This window comes from Gemmatimonadota bacterium (assembly GCA_016719105.1).
Classification (GTDB): domain Bacteria; phylum Gemmatimonadota; class Gemmatimonadetes; order Gemmatimonadales; family Gemmatimonadaceae; genus SCN-70-22.
Window position 1 is genome coordinate 60,065 of the sequence record JADKAQ010000031.1, and the last position, 24,593, is coordinate 84,657.

The window sequence follows — 24,593 nt, forward strand, 5'->3', positions numbered from 1 at the left end:
CCTTCCCGCTGCAGTCGCTGTTGCTTTCGGGCAGGCCTTCGCGCGTCAGCCGCTGCACGAAGACGAGCCGCTGGAGTGGAACGCCGCGGTGGGTACGCGCGTGCAGCTCTCCCCGCGTGTTGCGCTCGACGTGGGCGCCGGATCGCGACTGTCTGGAGATGACAAGGGATGGTTCGCCACGATTGGTGGCGCCTACGTAATCGGCTTGCCGTGGAGGAAGCGCTAATGTCTCAGGTTCGCACACTCTCGTCGCGCCTGGGTCGCGGCGCGCTGCTCGCATCGCTGCTCGCCGGAACCGCGCTCGCGACACCAGCGACGGCGTCTGCGCAGTGGGTCACGACCTACGAGCAGTTCTATCTGCAGGCGCCACACAACTGGACCTTCCGCAACGACTATCAGGCGGCCGACCGGCTGTTCAACGCGTTCGACTACGGTCACGCGATCCTGTACGAGAAGCTGTGGACGATGCCGCACGCATCGCCCGATGAGCTGGAAGTGAAGCAGTATGACTACCTGACGAAGCGCGTGCTGGTGCGGCCGCCCCGCATACCGCTGGAAGAAGCAGCCATCGAGATCAAGTACGTGCAGCTCGCGCCCGAAGCGAAGCAAATGTTCGAGTGGGCCCACATCCTTCATCGTCAACTCTACGACGTGCTCGCCGATGAGCGCCTCGATCAGACGGCGAAGGATCGCGAGGTGCAGCGCCTGATCGACTACTACAAGACGCGCAAGGATGTCGCCTTCAGCTCGAAGCCGAAGAGCATGAAGCTGATGCAGGAACAGCCCTACTCGCTCGCCTTCCGGAAGCAGTATCCCAAGTTCAACGGGCTGATCTGGGGATACCACTGGCTGCAGGTGGGCCTCTACGAACCGCTGATGGTGGGCAAAACGGTCGACGAGCGGCAGGCCGGCGTGCGGGCCACGACTGCGCGGTTCTGGCAGATGCTGCAGGACCCCCCGCGGACGTTCCCGTACCAGATGCCGATGACGCCCGCCGTCGCGCCGGTGTTCGCGGCGCGGTACCAGGAAGCGGCGATCATCTTCGACAATCTGCACAGCATGCACGACGTCATCAGCGACATCCTCGCGAATGACAGTGTGCCGCGTCACCGGAAGCGCGCCGAGATCATGCTCGCCGCAGAACGGTTCCGCGACGACACGTCGTACGTGATGACGCCGCAGGCGTGGCTGACGATGGCGGGGCACATGGGGATCGAGAACATGGGCGGGCCGTCCGTGGGCTTCCTACCGACACTTCCGACGCCGACGGTGACGTACGGCGCCGTGATGTCGCACGACGACCGAACCGGCGCGATGGTCGGCTTCAAGTCGGGGCAGGCCACCGGCGGAGAGCATGCGGGCCATACGAACATGACCCCGACGCCAGCCGCGGCGGCAGGTGCGGCACCCATGGCAGGTATGAATCACGCGGGCATGAACCACACCGCGTCCGATACGTCACGTGCGCGCACCGATTCGGCGCGCCGAGACACAAGTGCCGCACACCATGCGATGCAGCATGGCGTGACGCCTGCACCGTCGGAGAACACGGCGGCGCAGGCCATGATGCGCGAGATGCACGATGCGATGCTACGGGACCCGGCAATTCGTGCACGCGTACTGGCTAATCCTGCGTTGCGCGCGCATCAGCAACATCTCGAATCGATGGGAGCAGTGGATTCGTTGCCCAAGGCGCCGCCTGCCCGCCGGTCGAGCCCTGCCACACCGGCGGCCAAGCGTCCACCGGCGAAAATGACACCCAAGGCCACGCCCAAGCCCGCGGATCCACACGCCGGACATGTGATGACGACGCCGAAGCCACCCGTGAAGAAGCCGCCAACTGAGTCCATTCGCTGAGCTGGATGTCGCTCAGCGTATGGTGGCGGTCGCGTCGGAGCAGTACCGCGGTGCGAACCGAATCTTCGGTCGGACCGCGGCGCTGCTGCGCTTCAGCAGCGCAATGCTGGGCGCTACGCGTACCGACTCCGTAAGTCCACCACATCGACCATCGGCGTCGGGCGTGAGGTCCAAAGACAGAAACCAATGCGGCGCAAATACTACGCGGGCACCGCTCCACCAATCTGCTCGCGGACCCACTCTCGTTGATTCAACGGAAGTGCATGTCCCTCGCCCTCACGAACGCGCACTATAGCGGACGGTCGCTGGCGACTGATGTCCCAAACGCCACTGACCGGAGCGCTTTGGTCCTGATCGCCGTGCAAGAGCGTCACCGGCAGATTGGCCCGCAATCGTCGCAGATCGACCGACAGATCGTATCGGTAGATGGCCTCCCAGAGGGTCGACGTCGACGAGCGCCATGTCATCTGATTCATGTCTTCCACCACTTCGCGCGGGACATCACCGGCCATCATCGGTGCCGCCCACCCGAGCAGGCGGCGGCCCAGCAGACACCACAGCGCAAGTGGCACCAAATGCGTTCGTACCCATCCACTGTCGCCCTGCCTGAGAAATCGCTTGGCCTCCTCACCGCCCGTGAAGTATGGCAAGCTCACGAGCACGAGGCCGCGCACATGCGTCGGGTTTCGGGCGGCATACGTTACCGCGAGCCGCGCACCGAGCGAATGTCCCACCAGTGTTACGGGTCCGTCGGCAGCGAGCGGTGCGATGACGCGCTCGAGTTCTGCGAGATGTCGGTCGACCGAGTAGGTGGTCCACGGCTTGGGTGAGCGTCCGAAGCCGAGCAAATCGATCAACACTAGCCGATAGCGATCTGCCAGCGGGGCGACCACCAGTTCCCAGAAACGTGTGGTCGCACCGATGCCCGGTAGGAAGACCAGCAACGGGCCGCTGTCGCCGAGACGCCGCACGAACAGGGGGCGTCCGGTGTCAGCGCCGTCTGCGTCAACGATGGCCAGCGCGGCGATACCGACGGCGACGGCACCCGTTCCCAGTGCCACTCGTTTGAGCCATCGGCGACGGGTACTACCGGGACGGTTCATGGCGGTGTATCCGCCGGTCTATCGGCGTTTGACGGAAAACACCAGGGTGGCCCAATGTACATCCCAGTCAGCGCCGGATCCTTTGTCGGCGGGCACAATCTGCAGCGTGCGAATATTCCAGAGGCCAGACTGCGTGACCACGACGGTGGCCACGCCGCTCGCGTCGGTCTCCAACTTCACGTCGCGCGCGGCGGCACGACGTGCGGCGGCGGTGTCGGTACGCGCGCCAGGCCCGCTCGGTACGGAGCCCGCATGGAGAGAGGCCGAGACTGCAGGCTTGCCCAGCAGTACAAGCCTGACGCGAAGAGTGTCGCCAATGCGAAGCGCCGATGGATCGGAGAGCAGCACGAACTCAAGCGGGTGATCGAGCGGACGCTGGAACGCCCGTGGTCCATCACCGACCTCGACCACGGTCTTGGCGTACTTTGCGTAGCGTCGCACGATGCTATCACCGCCGACAGGCGGGAGCAAACCCGCGCGTTCATATCGCTGCCTCGCCTCCGGCGCGCCCTCCAGATCGAGGTACCGCCGAAAACTTGCCGGCGATTCGCGGACGGTTCTCGGCGCGAGCTGCACGCCGATAAGGTGTTGGCCTGCTGTGGTGGCCGCGTGCGCGAGTCGAAGCGATTGCCCCTGCACAGACACATCGCGAACGGTGACCGCTGAGTTGGCCGTGACGACCTGCGCTGAGATGATACGATCCGGTGCTACGGCCGACAAACTGCTCGGAAACAGGCTCGACGTCTGGCCGCTCAATTCGATGCGCCCGCCAGGCGTGACCGCAAACGCGTCAGGCACCAGCCAAAAGTCGTGTGCCGTAAGCAGTGTCGCCGAACCAGCGAACAACGCGACAACTACCGTGGCCGCCATGGCCACAGGGCGGCGCCCAAGGCGTCGAATCGCCGAGTCTCCAGTGCGTGTCACGAGCGGCGTCGGCGAGACGACCAGTGGATCGCCTGAATTTTCCAGCCCGTTGTCGTGCGCTCAAGAACGATAAGCTCAGCCATCTGCGAACCTGTCGAACCTTCTTCACCTGTCGGCGGGGTGACCGTCCGTGATACGACGTAGGCGGCGTCTCCCGCTACCCGAACCTGGACAACGGTTTGAGTGCCCTTGGAGTCTTTGCTCGCCGCCATGTCCGCACCCAAATGGTGGCCGAGATACTCGGCGCGGGTCTCGATGGCACCGCTTTCGAGAATGAGCGCGTCGCTCGCCAGCGTAGCGACGGCGCGCACGGAATCGCCCGCGGTAAGCGCGTCGTGGAATCGTGTGACGGCGGTAGTGACGGCGATTGAGTCAGCCCGCGCTGCTTGGGCGCGTACGGGGGACGTCGGGACGAGGGCGCCCAGCGAGAAGGCGAGCGCACCTATGCGCAGAATCGGCAGCATGAGGAGGCGTGGATGGGGTGGCGGGGGAGGCACACCTTTACTTCGGGTAAAATACGCTGTGACAGGAGGTCTCACGAGGGCCGCCCGCACCGCGATTTTTCTGCGACCCAGGGCCCGACTGACTGCTTCGTTCGCTGTCGTGTACCTTCGGCGCGCCGACTCGTCGCCGGCCGAATAGCTCTCAAGGTTGATTGTGCGCATTCCGTCTTTACGCTATGTAAAACATGTATGCGTAGAACTGCAACCGAATGCAGGGCGGAATATCGCTCGATGGCTTGCGCCGAGGTCTCAACCAAAACTCACGAGGGCACATCATGAGCCACCATCTCGATCAGACGGCGAAGGATTGCATCGCCGCGTGCAACGACTGCGCGACAGAATGCGGCCATTGTTTCGCGCATATGACCGGCAAGACCAGCTCCAATGATTGCCCGGCGTGCTGCATTGAGTGCGCCGCCATCGCCCGACTCTGTAGCGATGCGATAGCGCGCCACAGCCCCTTTGCCAAGCAACTCTGCGCGCTGTGCGCCGACATCTGCGATTGGTGCGCCAAGGAATGCGATGCGCACGAGATGGAACACTGCAAGAGCTGCGCTGAGGCCTGCCGTCGTTGCGCCGAGGCGTGCCGCAAGATGGCCGGATGACTGTTCGCGTCGCAGTGAATGGATTCGGGGTGATCGGGCGTCGCGTCGCCGACGCCGTGGGCATGCAGCCCGACATGCAGCTTGCCGGAATCGTCGACGTCGCGACCGACTGGCGGATGCAAGTGGCACGGGAACGCGACTTTGCGATCTATGGAGCAACCGCCGAATCCGTCACGGCGCTGCGCGCGGCCGGGTGCGAGCCTAGGGGTGACCTTGGGGAACTGCTCGCGGTTGCGGATGTCGTGGTGGATTGTACCCCAAAAGGTGTGGACGCCCAGAATAGAGAGCTGTACAACGCGGCGGGCGTACGACACATCTTCCAGGGCGGAGCGAAACACGATCTGGCCGGACACTCCTTCGTCGCGTGTGCGAACTACGAGTCCGCCCTCGACCGCCGGTCCACGCGCGTCGTCTCATGCAACACCACCTCAACGGTGCGGACCCTCTTCGCGCTCCGCCAGGCGGGACTGCTCGGGCGAGCCCGCGGCGTCCTGGTGCGACGGGCGTCCGACCCGTGGGAAAGTCATCGCGAGGGAATCATGAACACGATGGTCCCGGAGCCGGTGATCCCCAGTCATCAGGGTCCGGATGCGCGCACCGTGCTTCCCGACCTCGACGTCGTGACCATCGCGACCAAGTCGCCCCAGAACGTAGGACATCTCCACCACTGGATTGTTGATCTTGCGCGCCCCGCGAGTCGGGACGAGGTGCTGGCGGCATTCATGGCCGTGTCTCGCATCGCGTTTATCCGCGTCAGCGACGGGGTTGCGGCGCTCAACGTTACGGCAGAGTTGATGAAGGAAATCGGTCGGCCGCGAGGCGACATGTGGGAGGTCGCGCTGTGGGAGGACATCCTCACCGTGGAGGGCAAGGAGTTGATGTACGCGTACCAGGTAGACAATCAGGCTATCGTGGTCCCGGAGACGCTCGACGCCATCCGAGCTCTCACCGGCAGTGAGCGGAACGGAGCGCTCTCGATGCAGCGCACCGATGAGAGTCTTGGTGTCCGTCAGCGTTTCCTGTGAGACCCTGCGAAACACACCCAACCCCCCCCCCCCCCCACAACACCACCCACCCACCCCCCCCCCCCCCGGGGGGCCCCCCCTCACTTCTGGCGAAATCGTTATTCTCCTGGCATCGGCGACGCCACGAGCACCGCGGTCACCACGACTACGAGCAAGGCAGCCGTCAGCTCTACCAGCGATGATCGGCGCAGTCGGACCGTCGCATGCGGCTCGCCCAAGGCAGGCCGCACGCGGCGCCAGTTGTAGACGCCTGCCGCCAGCACGATACTGAGGAAGCCCAGCTTGAGCAGCAGCGTACGGCCGTAGCCGCTCTGCCACAACGGGAGCAGGCCGCCAAGATGCCTCCACGCGGTCACTGTCCCGGTGGTGGCCAACAGTGCGGCGAACGCGAGGGCGGTGGGGCTGAACGCGCGCACCAAACCAGCGATCCGTGCATCAACGGATCTAGACTCTGCGACCTCGAGACTCTTCGCCGCCGGAATCGCCACGACCGTCAACAGCGCGAGACTACCCAGCCAGCCCCCGGCGCCGATGAGATGCAGCAGTTGGATTGAAGTTGCCAGCCACGGCACGTCTGCTGCGGCGGGATGGCCGGACCACGGCTGCGAGGCTACGAATAACAGCGTGGCTGCGGCGGATGCGACCCACGCGACGCCGGATCTCTGGCGCAGACGGGGCGCGATCCACGTTATGGTCACGGCGGCCAGGGTCGCGACCCACCACGCTTTTCCCCACCCGGAGCGAAAGAGCAGCGTCGCGACCGCATCTCTCGATAGCGCAACATCGGTGCCGAACACCGCCGCGTGCTGGGCAATGAGCCGAGCAACGGACGCTGCGACGGCGGTAATGCCTAACCAGTCGATCCAGCGCGGCAGACGCTCATCTACCGCCGCACGAACTCCTTCCGCGTCGGGTCCCACGTAGCGCGCGACCACGGCCCAGCGCAACGCGAAGGCACCGAGCAGGCAGATACTGCAGATAGAGAGCACCGCCCGTATAGCGACGAACGCCGGGGACTCGACGCCGAAATAGCTCTCCATCCGAAAGCCGCGTGGCTACGGGCGCGTCGCTTTAGACGTCCCCACGCTCGTCGGTAAGACTGCAAACTTCAACTCCCCGCGTACGGGGTGTCCATCATCGCCGGTAACCTGCCAGCGAACGGTGTAGCTTCCGGGCGCGAGCGCTGCGCCGAGAGACGCTACCACCGTCTTATCATCGCCGGCGGCCAAATGCAGAGAGTCTGCTCGTACCTGCGTGTCTCCACGAAAGAGGGTGACGCGGGTGAGCGCGACGTCCAACGACTCGTTGAAGGTCAACGCAACCTGTCGCGGTGCCTCGGCGGATCGGCTATCAGCGGCGGGAGTCGCCTTGAGAAGGCGCGGATGAGCGTACGCCGCACTGAGGGGTGCGGCAACACTCAGCGCGAACAGAAAGGCCCAGGCTCGATTTCTCAGCTTCATGGACGGGTCGTTGGAGTGGTCTATTTTTACGCTCCGTAAAATATACCCCAAGACCTGCTGCGCTGGCAATGGCCGATCAGATCGCGGGTGCTGTGGACGCCGGGGTAGGTAGCCCGCTGACGAGATGATGGTCGTCGTCATGTGGGCATCCCGCGGCAGAGTTTCCGGTTCCCACTGTCCACCCGCGACAGAACAAGTGCGTCAGCGCGTTTCCGTTCGGATGATCGCAGTGCGCTGGTCCGTGCTCACTGTGATCCGAGGGATCGTTGAGTGGGTGCAGCACCATCAGACCCGAAGTCCACGTGAGCAACAGCGCGGCAGCCGCCGCGACCAGCGAGCCGGTGGACGTGTGCGAGGAGGCGACCGTGTCCTCACCCGCGAGGCGACGAATTCTTCGCGGTAGCAAGTCGGCCCGTTGAAATCCGACCGTGGCCGCGACGGGGTTGGTGCGGACGCTACCCAACTTCAGCACGGCTGATGCGAGCGGGAGCGCGAGGTGCTGCGCGACTTCATCGTCGGCGGTGATCTCGACTTCATCCTCAAGATCAGCGGCCAGGCGCCGCATGACCGGGAGCCAGAACAGCAGCGAGCCCAGCGCGCGAAGCGAAAAGAGCCGCAGCGGATCGCGGCGCCGCACATGGACGGCCTCGTGGGCAAGAACAGCCGTAAGTTCGTCGGCTGTCAGAAGGTCAGGCAAATCTGCGGCGACGATGACGCGCGGCCTAAGCCAGCCTGATACGAACGCGGGCGTTGGCAAGCCCGATATCGCGCGAACACGCTCGGGGTTGAGGCCGGCGCGACGTGCGGCGAGGCCAATTGGCCCATCAGGCATGATTCGTGACTGCGGCAGCGCCCGCATCACCCTCCAGTGACGCCAGAGCACACGCCCCCGCTCCACGACTGCAAAGACGATTCCCAGGTAGAGCAACCAATGCGAAAGATCATGAACGGGCGCTAGCAGTTGATGCAGCGTAACCAGGCAGAGCATTCCGAGGTGCTGCTGCTCCGCCGAGAGCCAGTCGACCGCGCCGAGCACATGATGCCCCACCACCGGGGTAATCCCAAGCAGCAACGCCGCCACCATTGCGAACAACAGCACGCGTCGTCTGCGCTCTTCGCGGCGAATGACCGGAGGCCGGACGGCGGACGGGGCCACCCGCATCGCCGTCAGCCCCCCTGCTCCCGCAGTTTCTGGCGGATGAGGCGAGCGAGTTCCTCGAGCTGGGCAGGATCGCGTTCCGCCAGCACATCGACAAAAGATGCCGTGACGGCCTCAGCGCCGAGGGATAGGATGCCCTCGACCGCCCTACGCGACGCATGCGAGACGAACGACGATTCGTTGACGCGCGCACTGAAGTGCAGGCGCCCATCGACACGCTCGCGCTTGAGAAGGCCCTTTTCGACGAGCCGGTTCAACACCGTGGTGCTGGTGAACGGCGAGACCGGGTGCTCGATTCGGAGCTGCTCGTGAATCTCGCGGGCCGTGAGGGGCTCCCGAGCATCCCAACAGAGCCGCATCAGGCGAGACTCGAGCTGTCCGAGGACGGTGCCGACACCGTCCCCCGAGAGCTTCATCGTCGCGGGGAGCTTGGGAGACGCGAGAGCTATTCCGGGGCGCTTGCGAGAAGTCATGTGCTGAGTCTACAGGCGGCGGTGTCGCGTGGGCAACTCTCGGCCGTCACGGCATCGGCGGGTCACTGGGGCGACGCGCACGGCCCGCCGTCTGAGTCAGCCGCACGACCCAACGATCACCTCGCCGCTCCAGAATGGCCGTACCCCGCCCGACCACGTCGACCTTGCGATCCGGAACGTCAGCCGCGAGCGCGTAACGGTAGGTCGCCCACGCCAGCGTCCCCGAGACTCTGGCCTCGATCTCGAACGGACGATAGCGAAAGTTGCGGAACTCCTTGAGCTCCGGTGCGAGATGGTTGTCGCGATAGTCCACCCAGCCGCGATTCAGGCCCGCTCCTTCGATGACAAGCAGGCTGTCACCGGCATACAGGGAATCAAGCGCCGTGAGGTCGCCTCGTTCGGCTGCGGCAAAGAGCGCTCGCATAGCCTGCACGACGGCTGCAACCTCAGCATTCGTCGCGGAATGGTGAGCATCGTGCGCTTGCGACTGAGCCTGCGCAACGGCGCCCACCAGCATGGCGGACAAGAGCACAACGAGGCGTGTCCCGCGGGGGAGAATTGTCATGACTCAGGGTGGCAGGCAGGAAGGGAGACGGAGCTTTCAGTGAAACGGAGAGTTTACACGTCGTAAAGTCATCGCCGCAAGAGGTGCCCGATACGAACGACTCCAGCTACTTTACATCGTGTAAATGTTGCCCCAGCATTTGAACCCGTAGCCGCGGCAAGCGGCCCGCCGGGAAGGCGGTATTGACATAGGGGTAGGGGGTATATACAATACTCCCTAGGGGTATATTTCTTCGGGCCTTCGCTAGCCTACTGTTCTATGAGCGACTTGCGCTTGTTTTCACGCGTATCCCGTCGGAGTTTTGTACGCACCGCCGCAGTTATCGGCGCGGGCTCCGCCCTAGCCTCTCCGCTGCGAGCATCGCCGCCCGACGCCCTGCTCGACGCCGGCTTGCGACCGCTGCCCCCGGCGCCGAACAACGTGCGCCAGTACGACCTCGCCATCGCGGAAACGGTCGTGCGACTGGATGGTCGCAACGCAAAAGCAGTCACCATCAACGGGACCGTGCCGGGACCGGTGCTGCGGTTTCGCGAAGGCGAACAGGCCGTGATCCGCGTTCGGAACACGCTGTCGGAAGACACGTCTATTCATTGGCATGGCATCATCTTGCCGCCTGAGATGGATGGCGTGCCCGGACTGAGTTTTGCGGGCATTCGTCCCGGCGAAACCTTCGAGTACAGGTTTGCGATCAATCAGGCGGGTACCTATTGGTACCACAGCCATTCGGGTTTGCAGGAGCAGCTCGGGCACTATGGGGCACTGATCATCGAGCCTGCGGAGCGAACCGGGCCCTCGTACGACCGTGAGCACGTGCTCGTGCTCTCTGACTGGACGTTCGAGAGCCCGTACAGAGTGCTCTCCCGTCTCAAGAAGCAGCCCGACGCGTACAACTTTCAGCGTCGCACGGTGATGGACTTCTTTCGCGATGTCTCTCGCGACGGCCTCTCGGCCGCAGTGAGTGATCGTGTCATGTGGGCGGGCATGCGCATGAACCCCACCGACATCGCCGATGTGACGGGCGCGACGTATAGCTTCCTGTTAAACGGGCGTACGGCCGAAGCACCGTGGACGGGCGAGTTCATGCCCGGGGAGCGCGTGCTGCTGCGCGTCATCAACGCCGGGGCCGGTTCGTACTTCGACGTGCGTATTCCTGGCGTCCCAATGACGGTGGTCCAGGTGAGCGGCCAGCCGGTCGAGCCGGTGGAAACCGACGAGTTCCGCATCGCGCTCGCCGAGACGTACGACGTGATCGTGCAGTTGCCCGAAGACCGTGCCTATGGTGTGTACGCGGAAGCGATGGACCGGAGTGGGTTCACGGCCGGCATTCTGTCACGTAGTGCCGGTGTCGTCGCCGCGCTTCCTGCCCGTCGCCGTCGTCCGCTGCTGACCATGGCCGATATGGGCATGGACCACGGTGCCATGGCGGGGATGGATCACGGTGCCATGGAGGGCATGGATCATGGCGCCATGAAGGGCATGGACCACGGGGCGAAGGCGGACACGGTTGCGAGTACCGGTGCGGCGGTGGATCACGCGGCGATGGGGCACGCCATGCCGGCCAAGGTCCCGGCGGCGACCGCCGACGCGCACGCGGGTCACGATATGTCCGCGATAGCGACAGCTACCCTGCGCGCACCGGGTACGCTGCCAGTTGAAACGCCTCACAGTTCGGAAACGCACGGGGTTGGAAACGCGATGGTGCCCATGAGCACCAAGAGTCGCCTCGGGGAGCCTGGCGTCGGCCTTGGTGGGGACGGGCGCCGCGTGCTGCGATACGCCGAGCTGCGCTCAGCGGAGCCTTGGGCAGAATTCCGTGCCCCAACGCGTGAGATCGAGCTGCATCTGACTGGCAATATGGAGCGGTACACGTGGGCCATCGACGGCATCCCGTACGATCAGGCTTCACCGATTGAGCTGACGTACGGCGAGCGGATACGCCTCACCATGGTGAACGACACCATGATGAATCACCCCATGCATCTGCACGGGATGTGGATGGAATTGGAGAACGGCCACGGCAACCGCAGTCCGCGCATTCACACCATCAACGTGAAGCCCGCAGAGCGGGTGTCGCTGCTGGTGACGGCCGACGCGCTCGGCCGCTGGGCGTTTCATTGTCACGTGCTGTATCACATGGAAGTCGGCATGTTTCGCGAAGTGCGCGTAAGCAAAGCCGCGAGCGAACACGAGGGGCATCATGATGCAGCCTGATCGCGTCACGCGGTTCTTGGCCGCGCCGGTGCTCATTGTCGCATTGATGTTGGCCAGCAGCGGTCCGTTGGCTGCGCAAGTTGTCGATACGCTACCTCATTCGAGCGCGCACGACATGTCGTGGGGGAGAGAGACGTTTGTGCTCTCGGAAGTGCTGGAGTATGCACCCTCCGGCGTGAATCGCCCCGTGAACTACGACCTGCTGGCGTGGACCGGAGGCGCGGTGAATCGTCTTTGGGCGAAGGCCGACGGAGGCATCGCAACACGCGGCAGTCGCCTGCATGGCGAGTACCAGGTGCTGTACGGTCGACTCGTATCGCCCTGGTGGGATGCGCAGATCGGCGTGCGCGTGGACCAGGCGAATGAAGACGGCAGCGCCGCGACGCGCGTGGGCGCGGTAGCGGGCTTGCAGGGCTTGGCCCCCGGCTGGTTCGAGGTGGAGCCGTCGATGTTCGTGACAACGGACGGCAACGTGTCGCTCGATCTCACCGTGTCGTACGACCTGTACCTGACGCAGCGTCTGGTGTTGCAGCCCCGTCTCGAGTCCGCCGTGTCACTACGCGATGAAGTTGAGTTCGGTATCGGGCGAGGACTCAGCAGTACCTCGTTCGGTTTGCGAACGCGCATTGAGCTGCGCCGCGAGTTTGCGCCGTACTTCGGTGTGGTGTGGGACCGGGGTTATGGACGCACAGCACAGTTTGCGCGGCAAGCGGGTGGGGCGGCCGGGGAAGCGCGACTTGTGGCAGGCCTTAGGCTCTGGCAATAACACGTGCCGGCGAGATCGCCGAGCACAGCAGCGCACCCTGACGTACGGAAGGCGGGCGATGCACGGGAACGACGGGAAATCAGGAAAACACGACGTGCACGAGACCGCTCGTCACCACGGCTCGGCGCACGGAGCCGAGACGCACGGAGCCGAGCCGCACCGCGCTGAGCCTCACGGGGCCGCGCCTCACGGCGCAGAACCACGCGACGCTGAACCACACGGCGCCGGGCCGCACGGAGCCGAAGCGCACGGAGCCGAAGCGCACGAGTCCGGCGGTCACGACAAGCACGCCGGCCACAACCCGGGCATGTTCCGCGACCGCTTCTGGCTTTCTCTGTTACTGACGGTGCCGGTCGTCATCTGGTCCGCGCACATCGAACAATTGCTCGGCTACACGGCGCCCGTGTTTCCGTTCTCCGCCCGCATCCCTGCGGCCCTTGGTACGCTGGTTTTCCTTTACGGCGGCCTCGTGTTTCTCCGATCCGCCGCCGGCGAACTGCGCGCGCGACAGCCAGGGATGATGACGCTTATCTCGCTGGCCATCACGGTGGCGTTCGTGTTCTCGTGGGTGGTCGAACTGGGAGTGCTACGAGCCGAAGCACTGTGGTGGGAGCTGGCGACTCTGGTGACCATCATGCTGCTCGGGCACTGGATCGAAATGCGCTCGATCCAGCAGGCACAGGGCGCGCTGAAGGAGTTGGCGAAGCTCCTGCCCGATGAAGCCACGCGCATTACGAGTGGCGGGACAGAGACCGTCGCGGTGAGCGAGCTACGCGAGGGTGACAAACTCCTCATCCGTCCCGGCGAACGCGTGCCGGCGGACGGTACAATCGTGCGCGGCTCGAGCACGTTGGATGAAGCCATGATCACCGGCGAATCACGACCGGTGGAACGAGGCGTTGACGACGAAGTGATCGCGGCCACCATCAACGGCGATGGAGTGCTCGAGATCGCGGTGACCGGGACCGGCGAGAAGACAAAGCTGTCGGGCATCATGCGATTGGTCGCCGATGCGCAGTCGTCCAAGTCCCGCGCGCAGCTTCTGGCGGATCGTGCGGCGCGATTGTTGACGTGGGTGGCCATCGGTTCCGCGCTCGTGACACTTGTCGCCTGGCTCGCTGTTGGCGCCACCATCGATGTCGCCATCGTGCGCGTCGTGACGGTGCTGGTGATCGCCTGCCCGCACGCACTGGGGCTCGCCGTGCCGCTGGTGGTCGCCATTTCCACTGCAATCGGCGCGCGGCACGGACTGCTCGTACGAGACCGACGCGGGTTGGAGGAAGCGCGCAAACTCGATACGGTGGTATTCGACAAGACTGGCACACTGACACTTGGCGAGTTCCGCATCGTCGCGCTGGCCATGGCCGACGGTGTGACACGAGAGCAGGTGCTGCGTCTCGCCGCAGGGGTGGAGTCGCAGTCCGAGCATCCCATCGCACGCGGTATCATTCGTACCGCGAGTGAAGAAGGAATCGAAATGCCGACCGTGTCTGATGCGCGTGGGCTGCCTGGGCGTGGGGTGGCGGCGACCATCGATGGCGTGACGTATGAGATGGGCGGACCGGCCCTTCTCGAGGAGCGCTCCGCAGATGTCCCTGCGTCACTGACGGCAACGGTGTCGGACGCCAAGAAGGGCGGGCAGGCAGTCATCTACCTGCTGCAAGACGGCCGTGTACTTGCCGCACTCGCCATCGCCGACGCGATCCGCCCGGAGAGTTACGAAGCCATGCGCGCGCTGCACGCGCTCGGCGTGCAGGTGACCATGATGACCGGCGACGCGCGCGAGGTAGCGAATGCCGTGGCCGCCGAGTTGGGGATCGACGACGTGCTGGCGCAAGTGCTGCCCGAAGACAAGGCGCGGCACGTGCGAGAGATCCAGGAGTCTGGGCGACGGGTCGCGATGGTTGGCGATGGCGTGAACGATGCGCCGGCACTGGCGACGGCGGACGTGGGCATAGCCATCGGCGCGGGCACTGACGGCGCGGCCGAAGCCGGACACATCGTGCTGGTGCGATCTGACCCTCGCGATATTCCGCGCATCATCACGCTGTCGCGCGCGTCCTACCGCAAGATGGTCCAGAATCTGTGGTGGGCGGCCGGCTACAACATCGTGGCCATCCCGCTCGCCGCCGGAGTGCTGGCCCCCTGGGGCATTGTTCTGACGCCTGCGATTGGTGCGGTGCTCATGTCGCTCAGCACGATCATCGTCGCCGTCAACGCCCAGTTGCTCCGCCGCGCGCGTTTGTGATGGCACCGCGCCTTGCACACACGCCCGCCTTGCCGCGAGCCACGAGGCCCCGTAGCGTCACCGGACGCTGGCCCTCCGCGTTTCCCTTCTGACCCCTCTCGAGGCTTCACTGTGATGCACCCGACCGTTCGCCGCATGTCCGTCGCGCTCGCCGCCTCCTATGGCCTCCTGATGGGCGCGATCATGCCGACCGTCGCCCGCGCCCAGACCGCGGACTCCGCGGCCGTGGCGCGCACCGTCGCGCGCTTTCACACGGCTCTTGCCGCCGGCGACAGCGCCGCCGCGCTCGCGCTGCTCGCGCCGGACGTGACCATTGCTGAGAGCGGGGGTGTCGAAACCCGGGAGGAGTACCGGAGCCACCACCTGCCGGGCGACATCGGCTTCGCGCGTGCCGTGAAGAGTGAACGCAGCGCGGTGCGCGTCGTGGTAGGTGGCGACGTCGCGTGGTCGACGTCCACGAGCACCACCCAGGGCGAATATCGAGGGCGCGCGATCAATACGGCCGGTGCGGAATTGATGGTCCTGACCCGCGCGACTGCCACCCCTGACGGCTGGCACATCAGCGCGATCCACTGGTCGTCGCGAGCCCGACGTCCCTAGTTCTACGCATCAGTACTGGCCGCGCACGGATCCAGAGCGCGGTTACAATCCGTCACATTGATCGGGCAGATCAAACCAAGGTTCGCGACGGCCTCGACGGCCGTCATCCCCGTGCCGAAGCGCGCCATGGTTGCTCGGGGACGCGCAAGTTCACCGTATGGCAGGTAGCGTACGCGAAGATTTGACACGCGGCTGAACGCGGGGCGCGCGAGTGGCGCTCGCACATCGGCCTCACGCTCGTCTGGCGCGACGGGGAACAGGTGCGTCACGGCCGCATCCGGTGCGCCGAGCGCCACGTCGAGTACTCGAACGATCCCTGAGTCGATGGATGTCGTCTGCTCCACCTCGAACGCGCCGGCGACGCCGCCGGTCGGGACGCTGAACGGGTCGCGCTTCAGCCAGAGCACGTCGATCAGCTTCACGGCCTCGGCGCCGGGCGATGCAGCGGTCGACCCAGTAGAGCGCGTCTCCCCGACGTTTGATATTCGGGTCAGGCATGAGCGGGATCTGGGGGCTGATAGGCCGTTGAGGCCGCACCGGAGCAGGCCGACTACCTTCAAGCGTGACTCAGCCGTATACGCCGTGCTCGATGCGCACGAGCACCTCCTGCACCTCCGTCGCGCCTGCGTCCGTGCCGAGTAACTCCAGAGGCTGCCGCCCCTCCAGCGCCCGGTTGTGTGTCCCGAGCCACCGGTATGCGGTGTCCCGGTCTCCTAGGGCCTCCTCTGCCCGGACGGCGATCCGCGCCAAACGCGCCAGCCGATCTGATTCAGAGGGAGACAGTCGCTCGCGGTTCCTCTGTTTGAGATCGAGCGCGCGGTCGGACCCGACGAGGGCGTAGATCAATTGTGGCGATAAGGCCGGGTGGAGTTCCTCGACCAGGTGGGTGAGCGACCCCGAGGGGAGCCCTTGAGCGATCTCCGCGGCAAGCTCGATATCGGTGTGCACGTCTCGGCCAAGCACGGTGGCTCCGCCGAGAAGGGCTGCGATTGCTGCTGGTGCGGCCATACTCTCCCCGACCCGTTGTGGTCCCGGACGGTTACCGCCAGGCGGCGGGTCTGTCAATTCGGGGGGCGCGGTGGTGACGAGACTGCACGTTGAAGTCGGGCGACGACAGGCGGCTTCGCGCCCCCAGAGACGACTCGACCATCCTGCCGGGGTCGGCAAGATGGTCGGTAGGGGCTCACAACCTCGCCCAGTTTTCCGTTCGTTAGGAATCCGACGGCAGCTTTGTGAGCAATGTCAAAGGACTTCCATTCGAAAGTGTCAAAAGACTTCTGGACGACCGCAAGCCGCCTGGGGTCGTCCAGAAGTCTCTTGACAGTTTGAGAGGTAAGTTCTTGGACACAGGTCACAAAACCGTCGTCGAGAACCTAACGAGTGGAAAACCGCCCGTTAGACCTCCTGGGTGCCATCGAGAACGGCGACATTACGTTGATCGCGGGCGACGACATGTCGAACATCGCCGCAGTCGGGTTGGCGATCATCCTCAGCGATCCGGAACAATGCGTCGCCCGGACCGGACGGGTGCCGCGCGCCCTGCGAAGTCATGTGGCGTTGCGCCTCACCGAGACCGCCCACCTCCGGGTGCATCGGGGGCGTATCAGTAGCGCCATTGGGTACCAACTATCGACAATCAGTCGAGGTGTTCACCGCAGTGGCCGATGTAGAGATCGACCCTGACGGGCTTTGAGAATTGCTGGGTCGCCCAGTGAACGCGACAGTGGTTCTCGATGGAACGAATGCTTCGAAGGCTCCACTTGAGATGCCATCCGAAGTAACGCGTCACGTCGTCTTCGCATTTCCAACTGCGACTCTTGGCCGCTCGATCCGCAGCGTCGCTCACCCCGAATCGGGCGTCTTCGATCAGTTCGTTCAGAGCATCTCGCGTGTTCATGTGAAGCACTCGATGCACCGCGCGATTGTTGTCTTTGCGCTTGGCGATTTGCCAATCGATCTCTACTCGCTTCAGCGCGTGAAGGCTCCCAAGAAGTAGTCGGGGTTCCTCGAAGTCTGCGGCATCGTCGGCTGAGCGAAGCGCCCTTGGGAGCAGTGTGATCTCCGGGAATCTCTTCGCCCACCGGCCTAGCGCATCTCTAACATTCTCGGGCCAGTGACACTTCAGCACCCCGAAGTATTCGAGCTGCTCGCGAACCCGTTCGGCGACATTGCCTTTGCTCTTGACGGGCACGACCTGAACCAGGGGAAGTCGATAGGGAAGGTCTTCCGTGAGCTGTTTCGCGTCGTCATCTCGCATGTCGATGACAATGAGAACAGCGGAGCGGATCTGAGGAGGCTTCACCTTCAGTGCCTCCTCGACCGCACCCCGAATCCCGTGAAGATCCACCCCCGGCCTGTGCTGCGGCCCGCGCGACCGATTCTCCGTGGCGGCGAGGCGCAGATCCTGTTCCAGATCGATGGGAAGGCTTCCGAGAGCTCTTTGGCGACGGGTCCGGCCTTTACCGCGTAGACAAACGCGAGCGTCTTTCCTGGAATGGGCATGTATATCTTTGGGGCGGAGAACTTCCGCAGCCTACTTGCGCTCCCAGCAACTCATGGACGCCGAGGCGCGCGGATGGCACCCCTCGGCTATCATAAACGCAGAACGGCGCGAGCTCTTGGCCCGCGCCGTTCCGTGATGCTAAATCGCGAAGTCACTCAGCGAAAAGTTGTGGAGACCACAACCCCCATCGGGCCGCGCGACCCTTTGTAACTGCCGAGCAACGGCCGGCTCTCCTCACCGGATCCTGCGATTGCTAAGCCGCGCTATGGAGCCTCCGTTGCCAGAGGGGCGGGCGTACAGCAATTGCATCACCTTCACGGTACTACCCTAGCACCGTTTACGCAAGTCAGACGGGCGCCAAGTTGTCGAAGTAACAGGGCAGCGAGCTAAGTGGCGGCCTACTACAATGTAAACCCTTGTTTTGCATCGAGTTACGTGTTTAAAAGAACTTAGACCCACCTCATCCCATACCCCTGATGGAGCGCCGTGGAAGCTGCGCCGCGCCCAAGATAACGCGCCTCAATGAGGTACCCACCCTCCCGCGGACACCGGACCCGAGGATACCCCGCACGAGGCACGTGCCGACCTCGTTAGGCGAGACACAGAGGTCGTCAAAAGACTTCCTTAGAATTGCGTCAAAAGACTTCTGGACGACCGCAAGCCGCTGCACGGCCGCGAGGACCTGCACCTCCGTGGTACAGCGCACGCACGTATCGAGAAAGCGGCCGAAGGCGCAATGGTTCTCCGGCGATTCGTAGGTGTCAGGATGAGAAGTTTTGGCTTCCAGAGCCACGCGTGGTCGGCGCCTCGGAATGCTCGCGCTGCTCGGCCACCGAGTGCAAGACCGTCTTGAGCGAGGAGCCGCGGTACGCGTTGCCGAATGTGCCTGCCTCGATCTCGCGAACGACCGCCAGGATGCCTCGGAGGATGGACCGAAAGTTCTTGACCCCGCGCTTCCCCACAGAAACAGGTGCGGTACGTGCTGCCGACGCCCTCTCGCGAGCGCGTGAGGAGGACGCGGAGCGGCTCCGGCGGCACCGGGACGGTGGGGCTGGCAGGCGCGGCGGTTCCGGGCGCGAAGGGGACAGCCGACATGGACGGGATGCCACGTTTCGTGGCACAGCGTAGCCCTTGACCCCACCCGACGTGTAACGCTCAGGCCCGGACCACCTACGTCATCCACATGGGCGGCATGCAGGGTCAGAATGGGGAGGCCGCTCGACACACCCAGTCCGCGTCGGGCGGAGGGCGGTCTCGGAGGATGATGAGCGGCGGGATGGGGATGATGGGCGCCGGCTGGCAGGGAGCCGACGGGAGCTACGGGATGATCTTCACGTTCACCACCGCGTGAGCCGACCGAGGAGAGGCGCAGCCGTGGAGTCTGCGGCCGCGTTTCGCCGTCTCGGTCGTCGAAGGGTCCAGGCCGATGCGTCGCCGGTCGATGGGTCGCCGGTCGATGGGTCGCCGGTCGATGGTCGCCGGTCGATGGGTCGGCCGTGGGGCTATCCGCGCGCGACTAGATAGGCGCGGCGCGAGCAGCGACCCAGCAGATTCACGAGAGGGCGACCGACCAGGCGGGGAGTCTACGCCCCGCGCGCTGCCGGCTCCGAGAATCCCGGCGCCCACGCTGGAGGCGAGTTCGACGCGCTTCTGCCACCCCGTTGCCGTCTGGTCGACGGCGGACCGCCGGGCCCGGAACACACGCGAGCGCTGCATGGCTCCTCCCAGAAGAAGATCCGCACCACCGGCTTCCGCGGGCGACGCCCCGGAAGCCGACCGTGACCTGTTCACGCACGCGACGGCGAGGCGGTGCTCCCGGCAAGCGTTCCCGGCACGTGCGGCCCGGATGGGTCGTCCGCCTTGCGCGCGGCCGTGCGTAGTCCGCGCTCTTGTACCAGAGACCAGATCGCCGGCACGACGAGCAGCGAGAATCGCGTTGCCCACCATGCCACCGATCATAGGTGCGGGCGATGCGCTTCATGACGCTCGCGCCGGCGCCGGTCCCCACAGGATCGGGAAGAGCCCGGCATGATCGCGGTGACGGTCATCATCTTGGGGCGCACGCGCTCCACCGCACCCTCGACCACGGCCGCGTAGAGTTGCGGCGGTCGCGGGCGGCCCACGCGCGCCGCTCCGGCCCAGGCTGTCGAGGTAGATGAGCATCGCCACCGCCGTCTCCGCCGCGACGCCGGCGAGCGCGATGAAGCCGATGGCGACGGCGACCGACCAGTTGTAGTCGAGCGCGCAGAGGAACCAGACGCCGCCCACCAGCGCGAAGGGGAGCGAGAGCATCACGATGAGCGTCTCGCCGACGGCTGCGGAAGTTGAAGTAGAGCAGCAGGAAGATGACGGCCAGCGTCGCCGGGATGACGAGTGTCATGCGCGCCTGCGCACGCTGCATGTATTCGTACTGGCCGCTCCACGACATGCGGTAGCCCGGCGGCAGGGTCACCATCACGCGCCACCATCGCGCTGTGCCTCGGCCACGTACCCGCCGATGTCGCGGCCGGCGACGTCCACGTAGACCACGCCGTCGGCTACGGCTCCCTCGGTGCGGACGACCATCGGGCCCGCCACCTGCCGGATGGTCGCCAGCTGCCCCAAGGACCTGCGACACGCCGGCTGCGCCGGGCGGCGCGTCGCGTGCGCCCTGGGCCGACGACATGCCCTGGCATGCCCCTCGGTCCCCTCGCTGCAGCCTGGCGCGCCCTAGGCTCGTGGCTCACCGGCACGAGCACGGACGCGAGTCGCTCGGGCGTGTCGCGCAGTTCCTGCGGGTAGCGCACGCGCACGCCGTAGCGCTCGCGTCCCTCGACGGTCTGCGTGATGGTCATGCCGCCGATGGCGGTGGCAATCACGGTCTGGATGTCGCCGACGTTGAGGCCGTGACGCGCCGCGGCCGCCCGGTCGATCGCGATGTCGAGGTAGTAGCCCGACTCCGCCCGCTCCGCGAAGGCGCTGCGGGTGCCGGGCACCATCTTGAGCCGCCTCTCGACCTCCCTGCCCAGGCGTTCGAGTCTCGCCGAGGTCTGGGCCGAAGATCTTGACCCCGACGGGCGTCCGGATGCCGGTGGCGAGCATGTCGATCCGGCCCTTGATGGGCATGGTCCAGGCGTTGGTCACGCCCGGCAGGCGCACCGCCGAATCCATGGCCGCGATCAGGCGGTCGGTGGTCATGCCGCACGCCACCGGCGCGCGGCTTGAGGGTGATGGTGGTCTCGGACATGTCGAGCCCGGCCGGATCGGTCGCCGTCTCGGCGCGCGCCCGCCTTGCCCCACACAGGCCACCTCGGGAATGACTTCAGGATGGCATCCTGCTGCCGCATGATTCCCCGCGCACGGGCGATGGGGAATCCGGGGAGCGTGGTCGGCATGAACAGGATGGTCCCTTCGTCGAGCGGCGGCATGAACTCGCTGCCGATGCGCGTCCACGGGACCCACGTGACGATGAGCGCCGTACCGACGCGCGATGACCGGCCAGCGGTGGCGCAGCGCCAGGCGATCACCGGCCGGTACAGGCACGGACCATGCCGGTTGAGCGGGTTGGCCCGCTCCCGGTAGATCCGCCCACGGATGAAGAGTCCCATCGGGACCGGAACCAGGGTCCGAGAGCAGGCTCGCCGCCGCCATCGCAAACGTCTTGGTGAACGCCAGCGGCTTGAACAGCCGGCCCTCCTGCCCCTCGAGCGCGAAGACGGGGAGGAAGGAGACCGTGATGATCAGGAGCGAGAAGAAGAGCGCTGGTCCCACCTCGCGCGCGGCCCGGCTCACCAGCGCCACGGTGCGCCGGGTCTGAGGCCCTCGGTGCACGCCGGGGCTCTCCGCGGCGTGGCGTTCGAGGTGCTTGTGCATGTTCTCGATCATCACGATCGCGGCGTCGATCATCGCCCCGATGGCGATGGCGATGCCGCCTAACGACATGATGTCGGCCCCGACGCCGACCCAGCGCATGGCGACGAAGGCCATGAGGATGCCGATCGGCAACGTCAGGACCGCCACGAGCGCCGACCGCACGTGCAGCAGGAAGACGACGCACACCAGGGCGACGATCAGCGACTCCTCGAGCAACGTCCCCCGCACCGTCGCGATGGCGTCGCTGGATCAGCGCCGCTGCGGTCGTACACCGGGCGGATGACCACCCCCGGCGGCAGCCCGGCTGCCACCTCCGCCAGCCGCCGCTTCACCGCGTCGATGGTGGCGAGGGCGTTCTCGCCGAAGCGCATGACCACGATGCCGCCCACCGCGTCGCCCCGGCCGTCGAGGTCGGCGATGCCGCGCCGCGCCGCCGGGCCCACCGTCACCCGCCCCAGTTCCGCCACGCGAACCGGCGCGCCGCGCCGCGGTGGCGCCCACCACCACGCTTTCGATGTCGCCGATGGACTTGAGGTACCCGAGGCCGCGCACCATGTACTCGCGCTCGGAGAGCTCCATCACCATCGCGCCGACGTCACTGTTGGCGTTCTGGATCGCCGCCATCACCCGGGTGATCGGGATGCCGTACGCGAGCAGCTTGGCCGGATCGATGTCGATCTGGTACTGCTTCTCGAAGCCGCCGATGCTGGCGACCTCGGCGACGCCGGGGACGGCGGTCAGCGCGTAGCGGAGGTACCAGTCCTGGACGCCACGGAGTTGGGCGAGGTCCAGACGCCCCGTCGTGTCCTCGAGCGCGTACTGGTACACCCACCCGAGCCCGGTCGCGTCCGGGCCGAAGGTCGGGGTCACCGCCGCGGGGAGCTTGCCGGGATGCCATTGAGGTACTCGAGCACGCGGCTGCGCGCCCAGTACGGGTCGGTGCCGTCCTCGAAGATGACGTACACGAACGAGACGCCGAAGAACGAGTAGCCGCGCACGGTGCGCGCGCCCGGCACCTTGAGCATCTCGGCCGCCACCGGGTACGTGACCTGATCCTCGACGATGCGTGGCGCCTGCTCGCCGTACTCGGCCTGCACGATCACCTGCACGTCGCTCAGGTCGGGGAGTGCTTCGAGCGGCGTGCGACGGATCGACCAGATGCCTCCGAGAACCAGGCCCGCGGTCAGCAGGAACACGATGAGTCGGTTGCGGACCGACCCACTCGATGATGTGTTTCCAGCATGGCGTCACCCCGCCGTGGCCAGCGTGTGTCGCGACGTTCGCGCCGCGCGTTGCGGTCGACGGAACCGGCTGGGTCGGGTTCGTCCTGCCCGGTGTGCCCGATGTGCCCGATGTGCCCGAGGTGCCGGAGGTGCCGGAGGTGTCCGGCATGCGCATGTCCGGCATCGGCCTCGCAGGACGCGGGGCGGGTCGTGACCCCGGATCGGCGGGCGCGCGACGGCGTGCTCGTCGGCGGGACCGTGATCTCCATGCCGGGCATGTCGCCCATCCCGCCGAGCGCAGTGCCGAGGTTGGACTCGGCGTCGACGAGAAAGGTCGCCGATGCGACGACCGTGTCGCCGAGTGCCACGCCGCGCAGGATTTCGATACGGTCGTCCGAGGCAGCGCCCACCTGCACGCTGCGCGGCTCGAGCCGACCATCGGCTCGGCGGACGAATACGAGGGTCCGCTCGCCCGTCGAGAGCACCGCCCCGCGCGGCACGGTGAGCACGGCCGCCCCCGTGGCACTGGACGCCCCCGTGATCCGAAGCGTGGCGTACATGCCGGGCTTGAGGCGCACCCCCGCGTTGGCGAGCGCCACGCGCACCCGCACGGTGCGCGTCTCGGTATCGAGCGTTGGATAGACGTAGGCAATGCGACCCGTCCACCGCTCGCCTTGGTACTCGTCGAACCCCGGCGACGGCGATCTGTCCGGTGCGGATCGCACGCAGGTCCTGTTCTTCGTACACGTCGGCCCCGACCCACACCGTCGTCAGGTCCGCGACGCGGAAGAGCGCCTCGCCGGCCATGATGGCGCCCCGTCGTGACGTTTTTCGACGACCACGCCGGTCGCCGATGACCGCAGTGTCAGGGGTGCGTTGCACCCGGCCACTTCGTTCGATAGCGGCGATCTCGTCGGCCTGGATGTCCCAATAAGCGAGAGTCGTCGGCGGGCGGACGCGACCAGATCTGCCGCGCCAGTCGTGCGTCCGGCGCCGCCCGCCACGTCACCCACGAGGCGCTGCGCCAGCAGCAACTCTTCTTGGGCCGTCACGAGCATGGGCGAGCACACGCGCATGATGGCTCGCCCCGCTGATCACTCTTCGACCGGTGAAGTTGACATAGAGATGCTCGACCCAGCCGTCGATCCTGGGCGCGATGGTCTGCACGCGGGTCTCGTCCACGGTGACCTGTCCCACCGTACGGATCTCCCGCGGAGGACACTGATGGTCACGCCGGGGGCGAACGTCACGCCGATGCGTCGCGCCTGATCGCCGGTCAGCGACAGCGGAGGCCGCGACGACGGGCGCGGCCATCGTCGTGGTCGAGCCCACCGGTCGCGGTCGGGACCGTCGACGTTCGCGTCAGGGCCACCATGCGACGACCAGCCTGCGACCGACCGCCACGAGGGCCGTCACCCGGAGAGCCGACGCGCGACCGCGGACGCGCGCGCTGCGGGACCGGCGCCTGCGATGCACAAGAACAGGGGGGCGGTCGGTTTTCGTGGGCCGCGCCTCG

21 protein-coding genes and 2 pseudogenes are annotated in these 24,593 nt (G+C 65.9%); 7 read left to right on the plus strand and 16 right to left on the minus strand.

Annotation, left to right across the window (positions count from 1 at the left end; translation table 11 throughout):
* The first annotated feature begins 225 nt into the window (after positions 1 to 225).
* Entirely contained in the window at positions 226 to 1,857 is a 1,632-nt protein-coding gene (locus IPN47_23005; GenBank protein MBK9410866.1) for a hypothetical protein, read from the plus strand.
* Positions 1,858 to 2,057: 200 nt separating this feature from the next.
* Here IPN47_23005 and IPN47_23010 read toward each other — a convergent pair whose 3' ends face one another.
* The 3 genes from IPN47_23010 to IPN47_23020 all read right to left on the minus strand — a co-directional run bounded on the left by IPN47_23010 (position 2,058) and on the right by IPN47_23020 (position 4,348).
* Entirely contained in the window at positions 2,058 to 2,918 is an 861-nt protein-coding gene (locus tag IPN47_23010; GenBank protein ID MBK9410867.1) for an alpha/beta hydrolase, read from the minus strand.
* A 60-nt stretch (positions 2,919 to 2,978) separates the two neighbouring features.
* Positions 2,979 to 3,758 (minus strand): DUF4198 domain-containing protein, encoded by a 780-nt coding sequence (locus tag IPN47_23015; protein MBK9410868.1) that lies wholly within the window; start codon positions 3,756 to 3,758, stop codon positions 2,979 to 2,981.
* Positions 3,759 to 3,880: 122 nt separating this feature from the next.
* Positions 3,881 to 4,348, minus strand: coding sequence for a nuclear transport factor 2 family protein (locus IPN47_23020; protein MBK9410869.1), 468 nt, complete (start codon positions 4,346 to 4,348; stop codon positions 3,881 to 3,883).
* Between the two features lie 314 nt (positions 4,349 to 4,662).
* On the opposite strand from IPN47_23020, the gene IPN47_23025 reads away from it, so the two are divergent.
* Both IPN47_23025 and IPN47_23030 read left to right on the plus strand, forming a co-directional pair.
* Positions 4,663 to 4,992 carry a four-helix bundle copper-binding protein gene (locus IPN47_23025; protein ID MBK9410870.1) on the plus strand — a complete coding sequence of 110 codons (330 nt, stop codon included), beginning with the start codon at positions 4,663 to 4,665 and terminating at the stop codon, positions 4,990 to 4,992.
* The gene (locus tag IPN47_23030) at positions 4,989 to 6,017 is read left to right on the plus strand and encodes a type II glyceraldehyde-3-phosphate dehydrogenase (GenBank protein ID MBK9410871.1); all 1,029 of its coding nucleotides are present in this window, start codon (positions 4,989 to 4,991) and stop codon (positions 6,015 to 6,017) included. Before IPN47_23025 ends, IPN47_23030 begins: the two co-directional genes overlap by 4 nt.
* A 98-nt stretch (positions 6,018 to 6,115) precedes the next feature.
* Here the strand turns inward: IPN47_23030 and IPN47_23035 are convergent, their stop codons facing one another.
* From IPN47_23035 to IPN47_23055, 5 genes are all read right to left on the minus strand, one after another.
* On the minus strand, positions 6,116 to 7,057 hold the full coding sequence (locus IPN47_23035) for a CopD family protein (protein ID MBK9410872.1): 942 nt from the start codon (positions 7,055 to 7,057) through the stop codon (positions 6,116 to 6,118).
* 15 nt (positions 7,058 to 7,072) lie between these two features.
* Positions 7,073 to 7,477: a copper resistance protein CopC gene (locus IPN47_23040; GenBank protein ID MBK9410873.1), complete on the minus strand. Its 405-nt coding sequence runs from the start codon at positions 7,475 to 7,477 to the stop codon at positions 7,073 to 7,075.
* A 76-nt stretch (positions 7,478 to 7,553) separates the two neighbouring features.
* A complete protein-coding gene (locus IPN47_23045) occupies positions 7,554 to 8,576 on the minus strand; it encodes a M56 family metallopeptidase (GenBank protein ID MBK9410874.1) in 1,023 nt (340 codons plus the stop codon).
* A gap of 68 nt (positions 8,577 to 8,644) precedes the next feature.
* On the minus strand, positions 8,645 to 9,109 hold the full coding sequence (locus tag IPN47_23050; protein MBK9410875.1) for a BlaI/MecI/CopY family transcriptional regulator: 465 nt from the start codon (positions 9,107 to 9,109) through the stop codon (positions 8,645 to 8,647).
* Positions 9,110 to 9,155: 46 nt separating this feature from the next.
* Complete coding sequence (locus IPN47_23055; protein ID MBK9410876.1) at positions 9,156 to 9,635, minus strand: nuclear transport factor 2 family protein; 480 nt, start codon at positions 9,633 to 9,635, stop codon at positions 9,156 to 9,158.
* 297 nt (positions 9,636 to 9,932) lie between these two features.
* Here IPN47_23055 and IPN47_23060 point away from each other — a divergent pair, with 297 nt between their 5' ends.
* The 4 genes from IPN47_23060 (at position 9,933) to IPN47_23075 (ending at position 15,499) form a co-directional block, all read left to right on the plus strand.
* Entirely contained in the window at positions 9,933 to 11,885 is a 1,953-nt protein-coding gene (locus IPN47_23060) for a copper resistance system multicopper oxidase (protein ID MBK9410877.1), read from the plus strand.
* Positions 11,872 to 12,651, plus strand: a complete 780-nt coding sequence (locus IPN47_23065; protein ID MBK9410878.1) for a copper resistance protein B — start codon at positions 11,872 to 11,874, stop codon at positions 12,649 to 12,651. Before IPN47_23060 ends, IPN47_23065 begins: the two co-directional genes overlap by 14 nt.
* A gap of 307 nt (positions 12,652 to 12,958) precedes the next feature.
* Complete coding sequence (locus tag IPN47_23070) at positions 12,959 to 14,899, plus strand: heavy metal translocating P-type ATPase (GenBank protein MBK9410879.1); 1,941 nt, start codon at positions 12,959 to 12,961, stop codon at positions 14,897 to 14,899.
* 114 nt (positions 14,900 to 15,013) lie between these two features.
* The gene (locus IPN47_23075; protein MBK9410880.1) at positions 15,014 to 15,499 is read left to right on the plus strand and encodes a DUF4440 domain-containing protein; all 486 of its coding nucleotides are present in this window, start codon (positions 15,014 to 15,016) and stop codon (positions 15,497 to 15,499) included.
* A gap of 2 nt (positions 15,500 to 15,501) precedes the next feature.
* Here the strand turns inward: IPN47_23075 and IPN47_23080 are convergent, their stop codons facing one another.
* The 8 genes and pseudogenes from IPN47_23080 to IPN47_23115 form a co-directional block, all read right to left on the minus strand.
* Positions 15,502 to 15,921 carry a hypothetical protein gene (locus IPN47_23080; protein MBK9410881.1) on the minus strand — a complete coding sequence of 140 codons (420 nt, stop codon included), beginning with the start codon at positions 15,919 to 15,921 and terminating at the stop codon, positions 15,502 to 15,504.
* Positions 15,922 to 16,066: 145 nt separating this feature from the next.
* On the minus strand, positions 16,067 to 16,447 hold the full coding sequence (locus IPN47_23085) for a DUF2384 domain-containing protein (protein MBK9410882.1): 381 nt from the start codon (positions 16,445 to 16,447) through the stop codon (positions 16,067 to 16,069).
* A gap of 688 nt (positions 16,448 to 17,135) precedes the next feature.
* Entirely contained in the window at positions 17,136 to 17,801 is a 666-nt protein-coding gene (locus IPN47_23090; GenBank protein MBK9410883.1) for a hypothetical protein, read from the minus strand.
* A 1,988-nt stretch (positions 17,802 to 19,789) separates the two neighbouring features.
* Positions 19,790 to 20,567 (minus strand): annotated as a pseudogene (locus IPN47_23095) (efflux RND transporter permease subunit).
* Positions 20,540 to 23,053, minus strand: a pseudogene (locus tag IPN47_23100) (efflux RND transporter permease subunit). Before IPN47_23100 ends, IPN47_23095 begins: the two co-directional pseudogenes overlap by 28 nt.
* A complete protein-coding gene (locus IPN47_23105; GenBank protein ID MBK9410884.1) occupies positions 23,038 to 23,802 on the minus strand; it encodes an efflux RND transporter periplasmic adaptor subunit in 765 nt (254 codons plus the stop codon). Before IPN47_23105 ends, IPN47_23100 begins: the two are co-directional and overlap by 16 nt.
* Before the next feature lie 45 nt (positions 23,803 to 23,847).
* The gene (locus tag IPN47_23110; protein ID MBK9410885.1) at positions 23,848 to 24,135 is read right to left on the minus strand and encodes a hypothetical protein; all 288 of its coding nucleotides are present in this window, start codon (positions 24,133 to 24,135) and stop codon (positions 23,848 to 23,850) included.
* Complete coding sequence (locus IPN47_23115; protein ID MBK9410886.1) at positions 24,083 to 24,274, minus strand: efflux RND transporter periplasmic adaptor subunit; 192 nt, start codon at positions 24,272 to 24,274, stop codon at positions 24,083 to 24,085. The genes IPN47_23110 and IPN47_23115 overlap by 53 nt, the downstream gene beginning before the upstream one ends.
* Positions 24,275 to 24,593: the final 319 nt, after the last annotated feature.